15 protein-coding genes and 1 tRNA gene are annotated in these 15895 nt (G+C 60.4%); 6 read left to right on the top strand and 10 right to left on the bottom strand.

The genetic code is table 11. From position 1 onward, the window contains the following. Nucleotides 1-183: 183 nt before the first annotated feature. Nucleotides 184-259: transfer RNA gene (locus GOB83_RS11155), tRNA-Glu, on the bottom strand. A 51-nt stretch (nucleotides 260-310) separates the two neighbouring features. Next, entirely contained in the window at nucleotides 311-1216 is a 906-nt protein-coding gene (locus tag GOB83_RS15190; RefSeq protein WP_165926097.1) for an energy transducer TonB, read from the bottom strand. A gap of 71 nt (nucleotides 1217-1287) precedes the next feature. Here GOB83_RS15190 and GOB83_RS11145 point away from each other — a divergent pair, with 71 nt between their 5' ends. Continuing rightward, entirely contained in the window at nucleotides 1288-1833 is a 546-nt protein-coding gene (locus GOB83_RS11145) for a DUF2946 domain-containing protein (protein ID WP_242005835.1), read from the top strand. Between the two features lie 98 nt (nucleotides 1834-1931). After that, a complete protein-coding gene (locus GOB83_RS11140) occupies nucleotides 1932-4100 on the top strand; it encodes a TonB-dependent receptor (RefSeq protein WP_165926096.1) in 2169 nt (722 codons plus the stop codon). 87 nt (nucleotides 4101-4187) lie between these two features. Here the strand turns inward: GOB83_RS11140 and GOB83_RS11135 are convergent, their stop codons facing one another. Together GOB83_RS11135 and cobU are read right to left on the bottom strand one after the other, a co-directional pair. Next, the gene (locus tag GOB83_RS11135; RefSeq protein ID WP_095349606.1) at nucleotides 4188-5642 is read right to left on the bottom strand and encodes an NAD-dependent succinate-semialdehyde dehydrogenase; all 1455 of its coding nucleotides are present in this window, start codon (nucleotides 5640-5642) and stop codon (nucleotides 4188-4190) included. 222 nt (nucleotides 5643-5864) lie between these two features. After that, on the bottom strand, nucleotides 5865-6425 hold the full coding sequence (cobU, locus tag GOB83_RS11130; protein ID WP_086646249.1) for a bifunctional adenosylcobinamide kinase/adenosylcobinamide-phosphate guanylyltransferase: 561 nt from the start codon (nucleotides 6423-6425) through the stop codon (nucleotides 5865-5867). Nucleotides 6426-6485: 60 nt separating this feature from the next. Between cobU and cobT the strand changes: the two genes are divergently transcribed. Further along, nucleotides 6486-7535, top strand: coding sequence for a nicotinate-nucleotide--dimethylbenzimidazole phosphoribosyltransferase (gene cobT, locus GOB83_RS11125; RefSeq protein ID WP_165926095.1), 1050 nt, complete (start codon nucleotides 6486-6488; stop codon nucleotides 7533-7535). Further along, nucleotides 7532-8362, top strand: coding sequence for an adenosylcobinamide-GDP ribazoletransferase (locus GOB83_RS11120; protein WP_165926094.1), 831 nt, complete (start codon nucleotides 7532-7534; stop codon nucleotides 8360-8362). Before cobT ends, GOB83_RS11120 begins: the two co-directional genes overlap by 4 nt. A 66-nt stretch (nucleotides 8363-8428) precedes the next feature. Here GOB83_RS11120 and GOB83_RS11115 read toward each other — a convergent pair whose 3' ends face one another. Both GOB83_RS11115 and cobD read right to left on the bottom strand, forming a co-directional pair. Then, complete coding sequence (locus GOB83_RS11115; RefSeq protein ID WP_086646250.1) at nucleotides 8429-8689, bottom strand: hypothetical protein; 261 nt, start codon at nucleotides 8687-8689, stop codon at nucleotides 8429-8431. Nucleotides 8690-8845: 156 nt separating this feature from the next. Further along, a complete protein-coding gene (gene cobD / locus GOB83_RS11110) occupies nucleotides 8846-9925 on the bottom strand; it encodes a threonine-phosphate decarboxylase CobD (protein ID WP_165926117.1) in 1080 nt (359 codons plus the stop codon). 49 nt (nucleotides 9926-9974) lie between these two features. On the opposite strand from cobD, the gene cbiB reads away from it, so the two are divergent. Together cbiB and bluB are read left to right on the top strand one after the other, a co-directional pair. Then, nucleotides 9975-10964, top strand: a complete 990-nt coding sequence (gene cbiB / locus GOB83_RS11105; RefSeq protein ID WP_165926116.1) for an adenosylcobinamide-phosphate synthase CbiB — start codon at nucleotides 9975-9977, stop codon at nucleotides 10962-10964. Next, nucleotides 10961-11599 carry a 5,6-dimethylbenzimidazole synthase gene (gene bluB, locus GOB83_RS11100; protein WP_165926093.1) on the top strand — a complete coding sequence of 213 codons (639 nt, stop codon included), beginning with the start codon at nucleotides 10961-10963 and terminating at the stop codon, nucleotides 11597-11599. The genes cbiB and bluB overlap by 4 nt, the downstream gene beginning before the upstream one ends. A gap of 33 nt (nucleotides 11600-11632) precedes the next feature. Here bluB and GOB83_RS11095 read toward each other — a convergent pair whose 3' ends face one another. The 4 genes from GOB83_RS11095 to GOB83_RS11080 form a co-directional block, all read right to left on the bottom strand. Then, nucleotides 11633-13159, bottom strand: a complete 1527-nt coding sequence (locus GOB83_RS11095) for a cobyric acid synthase (protein WP_165926115.1) — start codon at nucleotides 13157-13159, stop codon at nucleotides 11633-11635. Nucleotides 13160-13173: 14 nt separating this feature from the next. Beyond that, on the bottom strand, nucleotides 13174-13800 hold the full coding sequence (gene cobO / locus GOB83_RS11090) for a cob(I)yrinic acid a,c-diamide adenosyltransferase (protein WP_165926092.1): 627 nt from the start codon (nucleotides 13798-13800) through the stop codon (nucleotides 13174-13176). Between the two features lie 44 nt (nucleotides 13801-13844). After that, nucleotides 13845-14423, bottom strand: coding sequence for a histidine phosphatase family protein (locus GOB83_RS11085; protein WP_086646197.1), 579 nt, complete (start codon nucleotides 14421-14423; stop codon nucleotides 13845-13847). A gap of 121 nt (nucleotides 14424-14544) precedes the next feature. Beyond that, a complete protein-coding gene (locus GOB83_RS11080; protein ID WP_194301379.1) occupies nucleotides 14545-15894 on the bottom strand; it encodes a cobyrinate a,c-diamide synthase in 1350 nt (449 codons plus the stop codon). Between the last annotated feature and the right edge of the window lies 1 nt (nucleotide 15895).

The following is a 15895-nucleotide window of genomic DNA, read 5'->3' as shown; positions in this document are numbered from 1 at the left end:
ACAACTGCACAGGAAATCGATTTTATTCTTAAAAAAACAGATAAATCGCAAGAAAATACTTTAATAATAGCGTTCTAATATTTATTGTCGATGGATAATCTAGATTTTTTCGCTAGTATTTTTTTATTTTTAAGGAAAAATGAGCCTGATTTTTACTAGAAAAATCAATGCTTCAAAAACCTATGGTATCCCGTACGGGATTCGAACCCGTGTTGCCGCCGTGAAAGGGCAGTGTCCTAGGCCTCTAGACGAACGGGACAGAGGCAATGACCAGTCTCCTACTGTAAAATTCTCCCCGACACAAGCTTAATTACTGAATGTGGAAGCCAACAGGTATCCGGCCCGTGACCACAGCCGTTTCAGGGGGAGTGCAATGGAGATTTTTAACGGTCTGCAATGCTTGATCATCCAGATCATCATACCCCGTGCTTTGCACCAGCCTTGCGGCAATTACCTGTCCCTTGGCGTTGATACTGACTTCGGCCACGGCCTCACCCTCTTCATGCAAATGGCGTGCCGATACGGGGTAGTGTGATTCGGGGGCAGAGCAGGAGAGCTGAAAGCCCCCTTTCTGCCCCGCAGCAGCAGCGCTGGGAGGTGCCACGGCGTGCCCACCTGTTGCAGCCATATCCGTTTTTGCATGGGTATGAGCGGTTGTAGTGCCTTCCCCCGTATGCGCTGCCTCCGGTGGCACTTTGGTGGTGGCCTGTACACTTTTGTCGTGCTGCATAGCCGGGGCGGGCTGAACCAGTTTTTTGGGCACGGCAGATGCAGGGGGAAGATGTTCGGCTTCAGCCTTGGCGGAAGGCGGCAGAACCACTTCCTCGTTCTGAGTAAGGGATTGCGGATCCATATCCGGCATATCTTCCATGGCCGGGGCGGGCTGGACCTGAAGTTTGGGGGCTGTTTGCCCCGCCTGTGCCTGTTCAGCTTCAGGCAATGGTGCCTTGGGCGCTTCAAACAGCATGGAAACCGCAGCGGGTTGCTGCGTGCCGGTCTGGGGGGAGACTGTCATGATCAGCCACACGGTCATGGCAACATGCGCCAGAACCGCCACGGCAAAAGCCACCAACCAGACAAACCTGCGCTCGTCAGACAGCCCAATAGCCAGCCCGCGCTGCCTGAGCGCTCCAACAGAACACTCCACAGGCGCGCATGGCACGGCCTTGTGCTCAGGCTCAACCTGTTCCTGTCTGTCTGTATGCCATTTGCTCACGGTGCTGCCTCCGCCCTGAATTATGGCATAGCCCTGTTTGATTTGACAGGGTGGTTCATAAAAGCGCAAACATGGCACAACCATGGCAAAGTGCCTGTGTACTTCTGACTGTTGAAAAGCTTCTGATCCGCCCTATGTTCCGTCGCAACCCCATTATTCGCACGCTGCTGTTATGGCCGCTGGTCATGGTTACGCTGGCGGGTCTTGTTGGGCTTATGGCGCTCCAGTCGCTTTCCCTGCCAGAAGAGCTCCCCCGTGCAACGCTTATCCGGCTGACAGGCATAGATATTGCCCCGCACGCGGCACAATCGCACACTGCGCAAGCACACTGTGCCCCCATGCCCGGGGGCAGCATGCACCACATGCACTGTATGGCCAGTGCGCAAAAAAACCAGCAGCAGCACCCCACCCATCATCATGATGAGGCAAGCTGCCCGCTTTGCCCATTACTGGCATTTTTTGCGGCACTGCCTGCTGTTTTCCTGCTTCTGCCAGCCCCTGCCCTGCGCTGGATCCGCCGTGGCAGTGCGGCCTCCGCCCCACGGGCACCACCCGCCTGCATTCTGGGCCTGCCCCCCTCCCGCGGACCACCCCTTACCCTGCTTCAGGCTTTCTGAAACCTCGCTCCCCGCTTTGGTGCATCCGTGCGCTTGCGCCCATGTGCTCTTGACCGGGGACTTTACTCAGTATGCTTTGAACAGGGTTTTTTCTGTTTATGTCCTATCCATTTTTTGCCCGCAGCCAGCGTAACTGGCTGTGGCTTATGGCTGCGTGCGCACTCCCCTGCGCCGCAAGCCCCGGCCTGGCCGCAACTGTTGTGACCCTTCCACGGGTGGATATTTCCACCGCGCAGGAAGATGCCGCTCTGGCCGATAGCCTTTTAAGTGCGTCACAGGTTGATAAAAGCTCGGCTCGCATGTCGCGCCTGTCCAGCCCGGATGCGGCATCGCTCTTCCGTAACCAGCCGGGTTTCAGCAGTTACGGCGGGGGGCGTCTGGCCAACCTGCCCGTGCTCAACGGCATGGCAGATGACCGGGTTGCAACCGTGGTGGATGGCGTGCGCATCAACCCCGCCTGCCCTAACCACATGAACCCTGCACTCTCTTACATCGACCCTGACAGTGTGGAGACCGCAACCGCCATTGCAGGGCTGACATCGGTCAGCAATGGGGGGGACAGTCTGGGTGGCACCATTGATGTGGAACGCGCAGACCCACGCTTTGCCCGCCACGGCAAAATCCTGTTTACCGGGCGCGCACGCGGCACCTACCGCAGCAATGGTGGCGGCTATTCCGCCGCAGGCAGCATGACCGTTGCGAACGACACTTTCAGCCTGCGCTACAATGCCTCTTACGACCAGTCGGAGGACTACAGCGGCGGGGGCGGCATAGGTAAGGTCGGATCGACCGAATACGTGCGCTACACGCATGACGTAACGCTTGGCGTACATAAGAAAAACCACCTGCTGGTGCTGACCTTTGGCCAGCAGGACGCCCCGCGGGAAGGGTTTGCCAACCAGTACATGGACATGACCAACAACCGCTCCACCTACGTAAACGGCAAATATGTGGGGGACTTCAACTGGGGCACGCTGGAAGCCCGTGGCCACTGGCAGCGCGTCACCCACGCCATGAACATGCTGGATGATAAGGGTGGACACTCCACCACAAAAGGTATGCCCATGAATGATGACCAGCGCTCGGCTGGCTATTCCATAAAGGCCACAATTCCGCTGGCCCGCCAGCATACACTCCGCCTTGGCAGCTCATTCGACCATGAAGGCCTGCGGGACTGGTGGCCCCCCCTTGTTGGCAGCATGATGATGGGGCCCAACACCTTCAACAACATCAATAACGGCCATAGAGACCGGCTGGGCCACTTTGCGGAATGGGAGGCCCAGTGGACACCCCGCGTTTCCACCCTGCTTGGCCTGCGCAATGACCTGGTCATGATGAACACGGGCAATGTTTCGCCCTATTCCTGGACCGGCATGATGAGTGCTGCGGACATAAAAGCCGCCGACAACTTCAACCGCATTAACCACGGGCGCTCGGACGTAAACTTTGACGTCACCGCCCTGACCCGCTGGAAAGCGACAGACAGCCTGACCATAGAAGCAGGCTATGCCCGCAAATCCCGCGCGCCCAACCTGTACGAGCGCTACGCATGGGGGCAGGGAGGCATGTCCTCCAAAATGATCGGCTGGTTTGGTGATGGCAACGGCTATGTTGGCAACCCGAACCTGAAGTCCGAAATCGGGAACACGGCCAGCGTAACATTCGACTGGCATGACCCGACCTCCGCCCAGAGGTGGGAGCTGAAGGTGCAGCCCTATTACACCTATGTGCACAACTACATTAACGTCAATTTTGTCAAAAACCTGAGCGCCAACAGTAACCAGTATATTTTTGAAAACCATAATGCCCAGATGTACGGCATTAACACCTCCGGCCATTATACGGTGTGGAATACAAGCCGTTACGGCAAAGGGGAAATAACCGGCGTGCTCAACTGGGTCCGTGGGCAGGACAAGGTCACCCATACCGGCCTGTACCAGCAGATGCCCCTGAACGGTACACTCGGCCTGAATGAAACCGTAGGCCCGTGGACAGGCCGGGCAGAAATGAACTTTGTCAAAGCCAAGGATACAGTGGACTCACTCCGTAACGAGCCACGTACCCCCGGCTATGCGCTGCTGAACCTGAACGGCAGCTACAACTGGAAAATGATGACCCTGACAGCAGGGATCGATAACGTGCTGAATCAGGCTTATTACATGCCTCTTGGCGGTATTCTGACATACGACTTAAAGCGCGATGGCACACGCATGCCCATGCCGGGCATGGGTCGTTCGTTCAATGTCAGTCTTTCCGCCACTTTCTGATTTTTTAGCCGTCTTTTACATACAAAAATGCCGTGCGCTCCACCAGCGCACGGCATTTTTTAAACCCGATTATAAAACCAAATGCTTTTAGTAAGCAGATGGCCGATGCAGGCTGGAAACCAGTTTGATGATCGTATGCGCCCGCAGAGCAGCAGGGCCACCCTCCGTGCCGTAACCGGAATCCTTGATGCCGCCAAACGGCACTTCCGGCACGCCAATACCGTGGTGGTTAATAGCCACCATGCCAGCTTCCAGTTTTTCACCCAGCAGGCGTTCTGTCCGCTCACAGCCGGTGTACACATATGCAGCCAGACCGTAAGGCAGACGGTTGGCTTCCTTTATGGCGTCTGCGAGTTCGGAAAACTCATCCATAATGGCAATCGGGCCAAACGGTTCTTCCTGCATGACCCGCATATCCAGTGTGGGCTTGAGCACCAGCGTCGGGGGGAAGAAAAAGCCTTTGTTAGGCAGTGCGGTATCAGGCTGCCACAGCTCTGCCCCTTTGGCGCGGGCGTCATCCACCAGTTCGGTCAATGCCTTGACGCGCCGTTCGTTAATAACGGGGCCCATGGTCACGCCTGCGTCCAGCCCACGGCCAATTTTGAGCGCGCTCATCTGGGCCTTGAACTTTTCAATAAACGCAGCGGCAATGTCCTTGTGCAGCAAAAAGCGGGTGGGGGCGATGCACACCTGCCCGGCATTGCGGAACTTGGCAGCAGCCACACGCTCGGCCGCCTGATCCAGATCCGCATCCCGGCAGACAATCACCGGACCATGGCCACCCAGTTCCATGGTCACCGGCTTCATCTGCCCACCAGCCAGTGCGGCCAGATGCTTGCCCACGGGGGTAGAACCGGTAAAGGAAATCTTGCGCACCACCGGATGGGCGATCAGATACTCCGAAATTTCCGCTGGCGTGCCATAAACCAGAGACACAGCCCCTGCGGGAATACCCGCATCACAAAAACAGCGGATCAGCTCGGCCGGAGAGGCGGGGGTATCCTCCGGAGCTTTAACAATAACACCACACCCGGCCCCAAGTGCTGCCCCCAGCTTGCGGGCAATCTGGTTGATGGGGAAGTTCCACGGCGTAAAGGCAGCGACCACACCAATGGGGCGGTGCAGCACACGCTGTTCAACATCTGGCACGCGCGCGGGCACCAGCTCGTCGTTCAGGCGGCGGCCTTCTTCACCAAAATATTCGATCACACCGGCGGCGGCATTAATTTCGATCACGGCCTGAGCCAGAGGCTTGCCCTGTTCGCGGCTCATGATCCGGCCAATGGCATCCGCACGCTCACGCAGCAGGTCGGCAGCCTTGCGCATGATCGCATAGCGGTCCCATGCGCTCAGGTTGCGCCATGCGTCATAACCCACAGCGGCACCGGCCACCGTTTTATCCAGATCGGCAACAGAGGCATGGGCAACCTTGCCAATAAGCTCGCCACTGGCAGGGTCCAGAATGGGGAGTGTACGGCCATCGGCCGCATCCTGCCACTGTCCTGCGATCAGAAGCTGGGTGTTGATTGGTGTCTCTGACATATGCATCTCTCAGCCAAAATGAACGGGTATGGTGATAACCCGGTTATGCCCACACAAGCGTCAGCCACTCACCATCTTCCGCCCGAGTGCGCAAGAGGTCTGGCTGCATTTTACGCCCTGTGGTGGCGTGCCCGCAAAAAAGCCAGCGCCATAATGGCAGACCACGCGCCACCGGGCAAAGGGCGTTTTACCCTCCGCCTGCCACCGGCCCCTTACCGTAACTTAGGCAGAAGCACCTTCGTTCTTGAGCACCATGGGCAGCCCTGCCGCCACAAACACCACCTTGCCCACACAGGCTGCCAGACGCTGGTGCAAAAGCCCAGCCTCATCCCGGAAGCGCCGCCCCAGCGGGCTTTGGGGCACAATACCCAACCCAACCTCGTTCCCCACCATAACCGTCGGAGCGGTGCGTGCGTGCAAACTGGCAAGCAGGGCGGTGGTGGGGCCTTCCACCTCCCGCCCGTCGAGCAAAAGATTGGTCAGCCACAAGGTCAGGCAGTCCAGCAAAACCGGGGTGCTGGCGTGCTGGTGGAGCACATCGGCCACATTCAGGGCTTCTTCCACCGTCTGCCAGCCTGCACTGGCGCGCTCGCGCTTATGCCGGGCAATACGGTCATGCATTTCATCATCAAATGCGCGGCCCGTGGCCAGGTATATTCTTGGGCCGGGCAGAGCTGTTATGGCATTTTCGGCAAAGCGGCTTTTGCCTGATCTTGCGCCACCCAGCACAAGCAGGCTACCTGCGGCACCTCCCTTGTGGAGATCGAGCCTTACACTGTGCATACGCGCGTCTGCCCCTGTTTCCATTTGCGTGAACCTCCATAACAGCACACAATTACCACCATGCCCTCTTCTTCCATCCCTCCCCAGCCCGGCCCGTTTTCCTCCATGCTTGCACTGGAGGCCTTTTGCGCGGATCTGCCTCCCCCCAGCCTGCAGGCACAGCAGACCATAGCACAAAGGGAGGCGGAGCTGACCAAACCACCCGGCAGCCTTGGCCATCTGGAGGAGATGACACGCTGGCTAGGCGGATGGCAACACAACGCGTCCCCCCGGCTGGAACATGTGCAGGTGCTCATTTTTGCAGGTAATCATGGTGTTATGGCACACCATGTCTCGCCCTGGCCTGTGGAGGTCACGGCCCAGATGGTGCAGAACTTTGAGCAGGGAGGGGCCGCCATTAACCAGCTTGCCCGCGTAGCACAGGCGGAACTGGCGGTAGTCGCACTTAACAACTTGGTTCCCACCGCGGATTTTACCACCAGCCCGGCCATGACGGAGCAGGATTTTCTGGCTGCCGTGCAGGTCGGTTTTAACGCTGTGCCCCGGACATGCGACCTGCTCTGTCTGGGCGAAATGGGCATAGGCAACACAACCGCCGCCTCTGCCCTGTGCGCAGCCCTGACCCGCCAGAGCGGTGCAGACTGGGCCGGTCAGGGCACCGGGCTGGACGCCGCAGGCACGGCACATAAAGCCGGGGTTATAGACACAGCACTCCAGCACCACGCCGCTCATCTGGCACACCCGCTGGAAGTGGCACGCCGTCTGGGCGGGTACGAACTGGCCGCAACACTGGGGGCTACCCTTGCTGCCCGGCTGATGCGTATTCCCGTCATACTCGATGGGTTTGTCTGCACCGCAGCGGTTGCGCCTCTGGCACACCTGCGCCCCAATGCGCTGGAGCATACCGCCCTCTCCCACTGCCCGACCGAAACAGGCCATACCGCCCGACTGGCCCGGCACCTGCATATGCGGCCCATTTTGAGCGGGCTTGGCCTGCGCCTTGGCGAGGGCTCTGGTGCCGCACTGGCTATTCCCATCCTGCGGGCGGCGGTTGCGTGCCATACGGGCATGGCAACCTTTGCCCAAGCTGCTGTTTCTGAAAAAGCATGACATCCGCCCAGCCCGGCCACTGGCTGGACAGGCGCAGGCTGGACCTTGCATGCGGCCTGAGCCTGCTGACACGCCTGCCCTCCATCTGGCTGGCCCCACCTGCGGACAGAGACAGCACCCAACCCTGGCCACTGGCCAGATCAATCTGGTGCTGGCCGGTTATTGCTACCCTGATCGGGGCATTAACCGGCAGTGTGCTCGCTGCACTTCGTATGGCACATGTGCCCCCCCTTGCCGCTGCCGGTCTGGCCCTTGTCTGCCAGAGCATCCTGACAGGCGGCCTGCATGAAGATGGACTGGCAGATATGGCCGATGGTTGTGGTGGCAGCACACCAGAGCGCAGGCTGGCCATCATGAGGGACAGCCATGTGGGCAGTTACGGCGTTATGGCCCTTGGGCTAAGCCTGCTTGTACGTGCGGCCGCTCTGGCGGCACTCCCCATATGGGCGAGCATTGGGGTATGCGCCACAACCGCCTGCCTTGCCAGAATGGCCATGCTGCTGGTGCCTGCCCTTGTGCCCCCAGCCCGTGCCAACGGGCTGGCGCGCATGCTCTCCCCCCTCCCCTTTCCTTCCCTGTGGGGAGCGGTTTTTGTGGCGGTGGGGGTCATGGCCTGTATGAGCATTCTGGCATATGGCCACGCAGGGCTGAGCCTGTGGGCCTTTCTGGCACTTATGGCGGCCCCTGCGGGCATCGGCTGCGCCACGGCAGCACTTGTTGCTTTATGCGCCAGACGTCTGCTTGGTGGTTTTACGGGGGATGTGCTGGGGTGCTGCGCAGTGGTGGCGGAATGCCTGCTGCTGAGTTTTTACGCGGCATTAACCTAAGCCCTGCCGCATACAAGCACCCGCATTTGCGTGCCGCCCTGTTAAAGCGGCACGCAAGGAGCCTTATCAGGCTTTGGGGGCGTCTTCTTCTTCGTCTTCGTCCCAGTCTTCGTCGTCTGCTTCAAAGACCAGTTCTACCGTAATGGTCGCGTCGTCCCCTTCCTGCAGGGCCTTGGCGTCTGCTTCGGCTTCTTCCACCTTTTCGTAGAGCTTGCCTTCGTTGGGGTCTTCCTGCCACTCGTTCCGTGGCTCCCAGAAGGACAGTTCGCCCTCTGCATCTTCACGCTGGATGAGGTAGCCTACGATCACTTCGTCTTGGTCTTGCATGGCGGTATCCTTTTCTGCCTGTTTCCTTCTATGAACCATGCCGCAAAAAAGGGAAGAGGAAAGCGTGACAAACAGTTTGATGAAAATATGACAAGGCAGGATTTCGCAGCCATAAGGCCCTAAAATCCGCCACTCCACGCCCTATTCATCTCTTTTCTACGCCTCCTGCCGGCCCACCTGCCATGCCTTGAGCGCACATGCCAGCCGGGTCCATTCTGCCTCGTTGGCGGGCAGGCCAATCCGCAAGCTATGGGAGCACCCGGCAAAGCGGCGGGTTACAATGCCGTGGCGGCACAGATGCACCCACAACCCATAGGCATGGGGGGTATCAACCAGCGTGAACAGCGTAGCCTGCCCCCGCCATGCAAGGCCTGCGCCATGCAGCATCTCTACCAGCCTTGCATGGGCCAGACGGGCTTTTTGCGCCGCCTGCTGCACCCAGTGCGTATCGGCCAGTGCCTGCGTGCCCGCGGCAAGGGCGACTGCCCCAACCGGCCATGACCCCAGCAGGGACCGCGCCTTTTGTGCCAGTGCCGGAGCCGCCAGCAAAAAGCCCAGCCGCACACCCGGCAGGCCGTAGCTCTTGCCAAACGAACGCAGCACCACAAGTGCCGGGTGCGGCAGCAGGGAAGCCACGCTATGGGTGGCAAAATCCCCGAAGGCCTCATCCACCACAAGCCAGCCCCCCGCCTTTGCGCACTGTTCCGCCAGAGCCGCAAGGTCCTGCATGTTCAGCAGGCGGCCATCGGGGTTATTGGGGTTACAGATCACACAGGCCGTTCCCGCCTGTTGTGCGGCCTGGCGGACCTGCTGCACGTGCTCCACGCCGCTCCATGGCACACCATTGTGCTCCCACGCCTGCCCGTGGCCAGAATAGGTTGGCCCCAGCACACAGGCCCTCCGCGCCCCCAGCAACCGGGGCAGCAGGGCTATAAGGCTCTGGCTGCCAGCCCCGGTTACCACCATGTCGGGCGATGGCACGCCATAGGCACGGGCGGCAACCTCTTGCAAAGCCTGCTCCTCCCCTTCTTCGGGCAGGCGTTGCAGGGTTTTCGGGTCTGGCCAGACCAGCGGGTATGCAACGGGGTTAATCCCTGTGGAGAGGTCTATAAAAGGCTCCGGCGCACCCACAAAATGCCGCATGACAGCCTGCACCTGCCCGCCATGGCTGGGCACCGGCAGTTCTGCAGCACCTGTTGTGGAGGACAAACCGTTAGGCGGTGCTGCATGGTGCATGGTAGCGTCCGTGATCTTTTGTGCCAGCCTAGTGTTCATACCCGCCCCCATGCTGTTCTTCCCCCTCTCCATCACCCTGCCAGTGGCAGCCCTTGCCGCTGGCATGGAAGCCGCCTGGGGTTACCCCGCCCCCCTGCTAAACATGATCGGCCACCCCGTTATGTGGATTGGCGCGCTGATCGACCGGCTCGAACATGTGCTGAACAGGATGGACACATCCGAGCGCACACGGCGGTTACTGGGGTTTGTGGCACTGGCCCTGATTATTGCCATACCCGTTACCTTTACAGCCGGCCTGCTTGGGGTGGGTTATACTCTTTTGCCTGCCCCTGTCATGTTGCTTGTGCAGGCAGGGCTGGCCAGCACGCTTGTGGCACAGCGCTCGCTATGGGTGCATGTGCAGGCTGTGGGCACAGCCCTGCGCCACAATGGCCTGTCTGCTGGCCGCAAAGCCGTAAGCATGATTGTAGGGCGTGACACCAGCGCACTGGATGAAGCCGCAGTTGTGCGCGCGGCATTGGAAAGTCTGGCCGAAAACTTTTCAGACGGGATTGTGGCGCCATTGTTCTGGACCGCCCTGTTTGGCCTGCCGGGGGCGGTTTTTTACAAATGTGTCAACACAGCCGATAGCATGATCGGCCATCTTAACCCCCGTTACAGAGCCTTTGGCATGGCTGCGGCCAAACTGGATGACCTGATCAACCTGCCAGCGTCCCGTCTGGCTGCGCTGTGCCTGATGCTGGCCGCTCCACGGCAGCAATGGCCTCATATCTGGCGGACCATAAAGCGCGATGCGCCCCACCACCGCTCCCCCAATGCAGGCTGGCCGGAAGCCGCCATGGCCGCAGCCCTGAACACCCTGCTGGCAGGCCCGCGCTCCTATGGCGGCAAAATGACCAAAGACCCATGGATTGGCAGCGGCACGTCCGGAGCCGGTGTGGCTGATCTGGAGCGTGGGCTGCGCCTGTACCGGCGTGCATGCGGCGTGCTTATTGCCGGGTTGCTGTGCGCTGCACTTGGCGGCATGATAGGGGCATGAATGCACCCTCCTTTTCCCCCGCTTTTGCAGCCGAACTTGAGCAGCTTTTTACATGGCGGAGGGATGTGCGCCATTTCCGGACAGACCCGCTCCCCGACCGTACTCTGGCACACCTGCTGGAAACCGCCTGCCTGGCCCCCTCCGTGGGGCTGAGCGAGCCGTGGCGCTTTGTAAAAGTGGATAGCCCGACCCGCCGCCATGCGATCCGTGAGAACTTTGCTCACAGCAATGCGCGTGAACTGGCCGGACGAGGCGGGGACGACGCCCAGCGTTACGCATCGCTCAAACTGGCCGGGCTGGACGATGCCCCCCACCATATTGCCGTTTTTTGCGAAACCAACCCCGCGCAAGGCCGCGGGCTAGGCCGGGGCACCATGCCCCAGACCACCACATGGTCCGCCGTTATGGCCATCCATACCTTTTGGCTTGCAGCAACAGCACAGGGCATTGGTGTTGGCTGGGTTTCCATTCTGGACCCAAAAGAGGCCAACAGGGTGCTGGGCATTAACCCGGAATGGCAGTTTCTGGCCTATCTGTGCGTTGGCTATCCGCTGGAACCTGCCAGCTCACCCGAGCTGGAACGCCGTGGCTGGGAACAGCGCAACCCCGCACGCCGCAAATGGATTGCCCGCTAGCCCGTACCGTGCGGGGCATACACCCCTTTGCCATCACGCAGCGTAAACCGGCAGACTGGCCAGGGCCAGAAGAGCGTCTATATCCATATGCCGCTCCAGATGGTCAGCCAGATGGTCCAGTGCGGCATCCACTACACCATCATGCGTGTCCGGCAGGGTCTGCCCGGCCTGCGCCCATATTCCCTCTGGTGCAAACGCAGCACCTGCAGCACGTTCAAGCAAGGCCAGCCGGGCCGCACGATGCGTAAACACGCCATGCAGGTATGTGCCCCAGACCCGGCCATTCCCCGACACGCACCCTTCGGCCTGCCCGTTCAACCACAGGAGAGGGGTAAAGCCCTCCGGCCTGTGGGTGTGCCCCAGATGCATTTCGTACCCCGCAACGGGCTGACCGCCCTGAGCCAGAAAACCCTTGCCGTATTCAAGTTTTTTATCATCCCCCAGAACGGTGTGGATGGGCAGTAGCCCAAGCCCCTGCGCCGTGCAGGGCGGGCCTTCCGTGCCGTGCGGGTCGGCAACGCTATGGCCCAGCATCTGGTAGCCACCGCAAATACCCATAACCACACCGCCTTTTTGTGCATGTTCTACAATACACCCGGCCCAGCCACGCGCGCGCAGGCACGCCAGATCCGCCAGAGTAGCTTTGGAGCCGGGCAGCAGAATAACATCGGCCTGCGGCAGGGCCTCCCCTTCCATAACAGGAATAACCTCGACCCCCGGTTCGGCACAGAGTGGGTCCAGGTCATCAAAATTTGCAATCATGGGTAATATGGGCACAACCACGCGCAAGCGGGGTTCTGGTTGCGTATCCCCCACTCGGCCCTGCAACCGCCTTGCCCGCAGGGTATCCATAAGGTCGGCGGCATCCTCGGCGGGCAGGTCGTGTACATCAGCCAGGTAAGGCACCAACCCAAGCGCCTGCCAGCCGGTTTTTTGGGCAACAAACTGCATACCATCGGCAAACAGGGTCGGGTCCCCACGCATGCGGTTGACCACAAACCCCTTGATCCGCTCTGCATCTTCTGGCTGCAACACAACCTGTGTGCCCACAAGGCTGGCAATCACGCCACCTCGGTCAATATCCCCTACCAGCACAACAGGTGCCTGTACGGCGCGGGCAAAGCCCATATTGGCAATATCATGCCGCCGCAGATTAACTTCAGAGGCAGATCCCGCCCCCTCCACCAGAACAATATCTGCACTGGCCGCCAGATTTTTAAAACTTTGCAGAACCTGCGGCATAAGCTGCTCTTTGCGGCTCTGGTAATGCCGGGCCTCCACCGTATCCACCCGCTGGCCACGCACAACAAGCTGCGACCCGGTCTCGCCCTGTGGTTTTAGCAAAACCGGGTTCATGTCCGCCATGGGCGGCACACCACAGGCTCGGGCCTGTAAGGCCTGTGCCCGCCCGATTTCTGCACCATCCAGTGTAACGGCGGCATTGTTGGACATGTTCTGTGGCTTAAAGGGCAATACCCGCAGCCCCCGCCGCACCAGAGCCCGCGCCAGCCCTGCAACCAGTGTGGATTTGCCAACGCTTGAGCCTGTGCCCTGCACCATAAGAACGCGAGCGCTCAAAACTCCACGCCTTCCTGCGCCTTGATCCCGGCCTTGAAGTGGTGCTTGACCAATGTCATTTCCGTGACCAGATCAGCCGCGTCCAGCATGGGCTGTCTGGCGTTACGGCCTGTTACCACAACATGCTGGCTTTGTGTCCGGGCGTTAATATCCGCCAGAACCCGCTCTATATTCAGATACTCGTAGCGCAGGGCCACATTCAGTTCATCCAGCACCACAAGGGCAACATCCGGCCGGGCCAGTGCCTGCACCGCCACGGCCCATGCACGTTCGCACGCCGCCACATCCCGCGCGCGGTCCTGTGTTTCCCACGTAAACCCTTCGCCCATGCTGTGCCATTCCACCAGATCACCAAAGCGTTCGAGCGCCCGGCGCTCACCCGTATGCCATGCCCCTTTGATAAACTGCACCACCACCACGCGCCGGTCATAGCCCAGCATGCGCAGTGCAAGCCCAAAGGCTGCCGTGGACTTGCCTTTGCCCGGCCCGGTATTAACCAACAGCAGACCTTTTTCCCCGGTTTTGCTGGCGACCTCCTTATCCTGCACTGCCTTGCGTTTGCGCATTTTTTCCTTGTGGCGTTCGGCGTCGTGCTCTGGCGTATTGTGCTGCTCGTTACTCATGGTTTTGGTATTCTCTGTCTATCCAATGCGTGTGTACGGTCGGCTCACCCAACAGGATGCAGGGCCGGGCGGGTCGCGGCCTGCTCCACCATAAACAGCCGGGCAAAACCCTGCGGCATGGAAGGGGCCAGCAGTTCCGGCTGCTCCCCCGCCGCCAGTGCGCTGAGAATACGCAACGGCCCGCCGTGTGAAAGCACACACGCGGCCTCCCCCTTACGGTGCATATCCTGCCAGAAGTCGGTAATACGGTGGCAGAGCGCCAGACCGCTCTCCCCCTCCGGCGGGGCAAAGCTGGATGGATCCCTGGCCCATTCATCCAGTTGCCTGCGCTCGATATCCTGCCAACGCAGCCCTTCCCACCGGCCAAAGTCCAGTTCGGCCAGCCTTGGGTCCACCCGCAGTTCCATACCGGTTGCCAATGCCAGACGTTGCGCCATGTCCCGGCAGCGTTGTGCTGGCGAGCTATACAGCACACGGCAGACCGCCCCCTTGGCCAGAACAGAAAGCCCGGACACGATTTTTTCCCATCCCGGACGCAACGCCACATCCTGCCTGCCGTAACAGACACCTTCGGGCAGCAGCACGGGAGCATGCCTTACCAGCAATACAGGAAAAGACTGCATGGCCTGTCTCCTCTTTTCATCTCTGTCCGTTGTTCACACCGACCAGACGGGCCAGACAAACCGGCCCCGACCTGCCCCAGACACTTTGCCGACAAGCCGGGCACACCACCACCCCCTTAATTCAGGCGCAAGACATGGTGATCGGCTCTGGCACACTGGCCAGCACATGGAAAAAGGAGCCAGACACAAACCCACGCTGGCCACCACACACCCCCAGTTCCTCACCTATGCCAGAGCGCAGGCTGGCCAGTGGGGCATCCTGCCCCCCCTCCAGCACGGTGGCATAATGGAACTCATGCCCGCGCAAACGCGCCCCACGCGCACCCAGAACACCATCGGCTACAAGAGTGGCCTCACGGTAGCCCAGATTCAACTTGCGTCGCGCAAAAGACGTGCTGTGGCCAAGCAAACCTGCCATGCCATGCCGCACGCCCTGTGCATCTTCCAGCCCCTGCCCCAGCACCATAAACCCCCCACATTCACCGTGCACAGGCCGTGTGCGGGCAAAATCCGCCAACCCGGTACGGAAGATGGCAGCCCCTGCCAGCACGCCTGCATGGAGTTCGGGGTAACCACCGGGGAGCCAGCAGGCTGTGCAGGATGGGTCCGGGGCTTCATCCGCCAGAGGGGAAAAAGGCACCAGCTCCGCACCAGCCTGCCGCCAGAACAGGGCCAGATGCCCATACAGGAAGGAAAAAGCCGCATCATCCGCCACGGCAATCCGCTGCCCCGGTGGCGGTAACACGCCGGTCTGGGGTAGTTCTTCCCCCACTCCGCCCTGCAAAGGCCGGGCAGCAGCCAGAATACCATCCAGATCCAGCTCACGCTCGGCCTTGTCTGCCAGATCAGCCAGCCAGCCAGCGAGGTTCCCGTGCTCACGCGCCTGCACAAGCCCCAGATGCCGCTCTGGCAGGGTTTGCCCCATCTGCCGCATCAATGCTCCATACACGGGTAGCTGCGCGGCCTGCACGGCCTCGCGCCCCAGCCGCTCATGCCGGGGGGAGGCCACACGGTTGAGCACAACCCCGCTCACCTGCACATGGGGGGACCACTGCGCAAACCCCCTGGCGATTGGCCCCACAGACTGCCCCTGCCCCGACATGTCGAGCACAAGCAGAACCGGAATACCAAAATGCGCAGCAATATCGGACGGCGCTCCCCGCTGCCCGTCGGGCAGGGATAAGCCATCAAACAGTCCCATGGCCGATTCCACGACCAGAATATCCACATCCTGACAGGCCGCCTGCATAACACGGCCCAGCAGGGCATCGGGCATGCACCAGCTATCCAGATTAAGGCCCGGACGGCCCGTAATGGCGGCATGAAAAGCCGGGTCTATGTAATCCGGCCCGGTTTTGACCGCGCCAACCCGCAAACCCCGCCTGCCAAACGCTGCCAGCAGGGCCAGTGTAAGCGTTGTCTTGCCCCCGCCAGACCGTGGAGCAGCGACCATAATGGCCCGTGTTGTCATG

This window comes from Acetobacter fabarum, from assembly GCF_011516925.1.
In the GTDB taxonomy this organism is placed as follows: Bacteria; Pseudomonadota; Alphaproteobacteria; order Acetobacterales; family Acetobacteraceae; genus Acetobacter; species Acetobacter fabarum.
The sequence above is the reverse complement of the archived record's forward strand: the minus strand, read 5'-3'. Positions and strand labels throughout refer to the sequence as shown.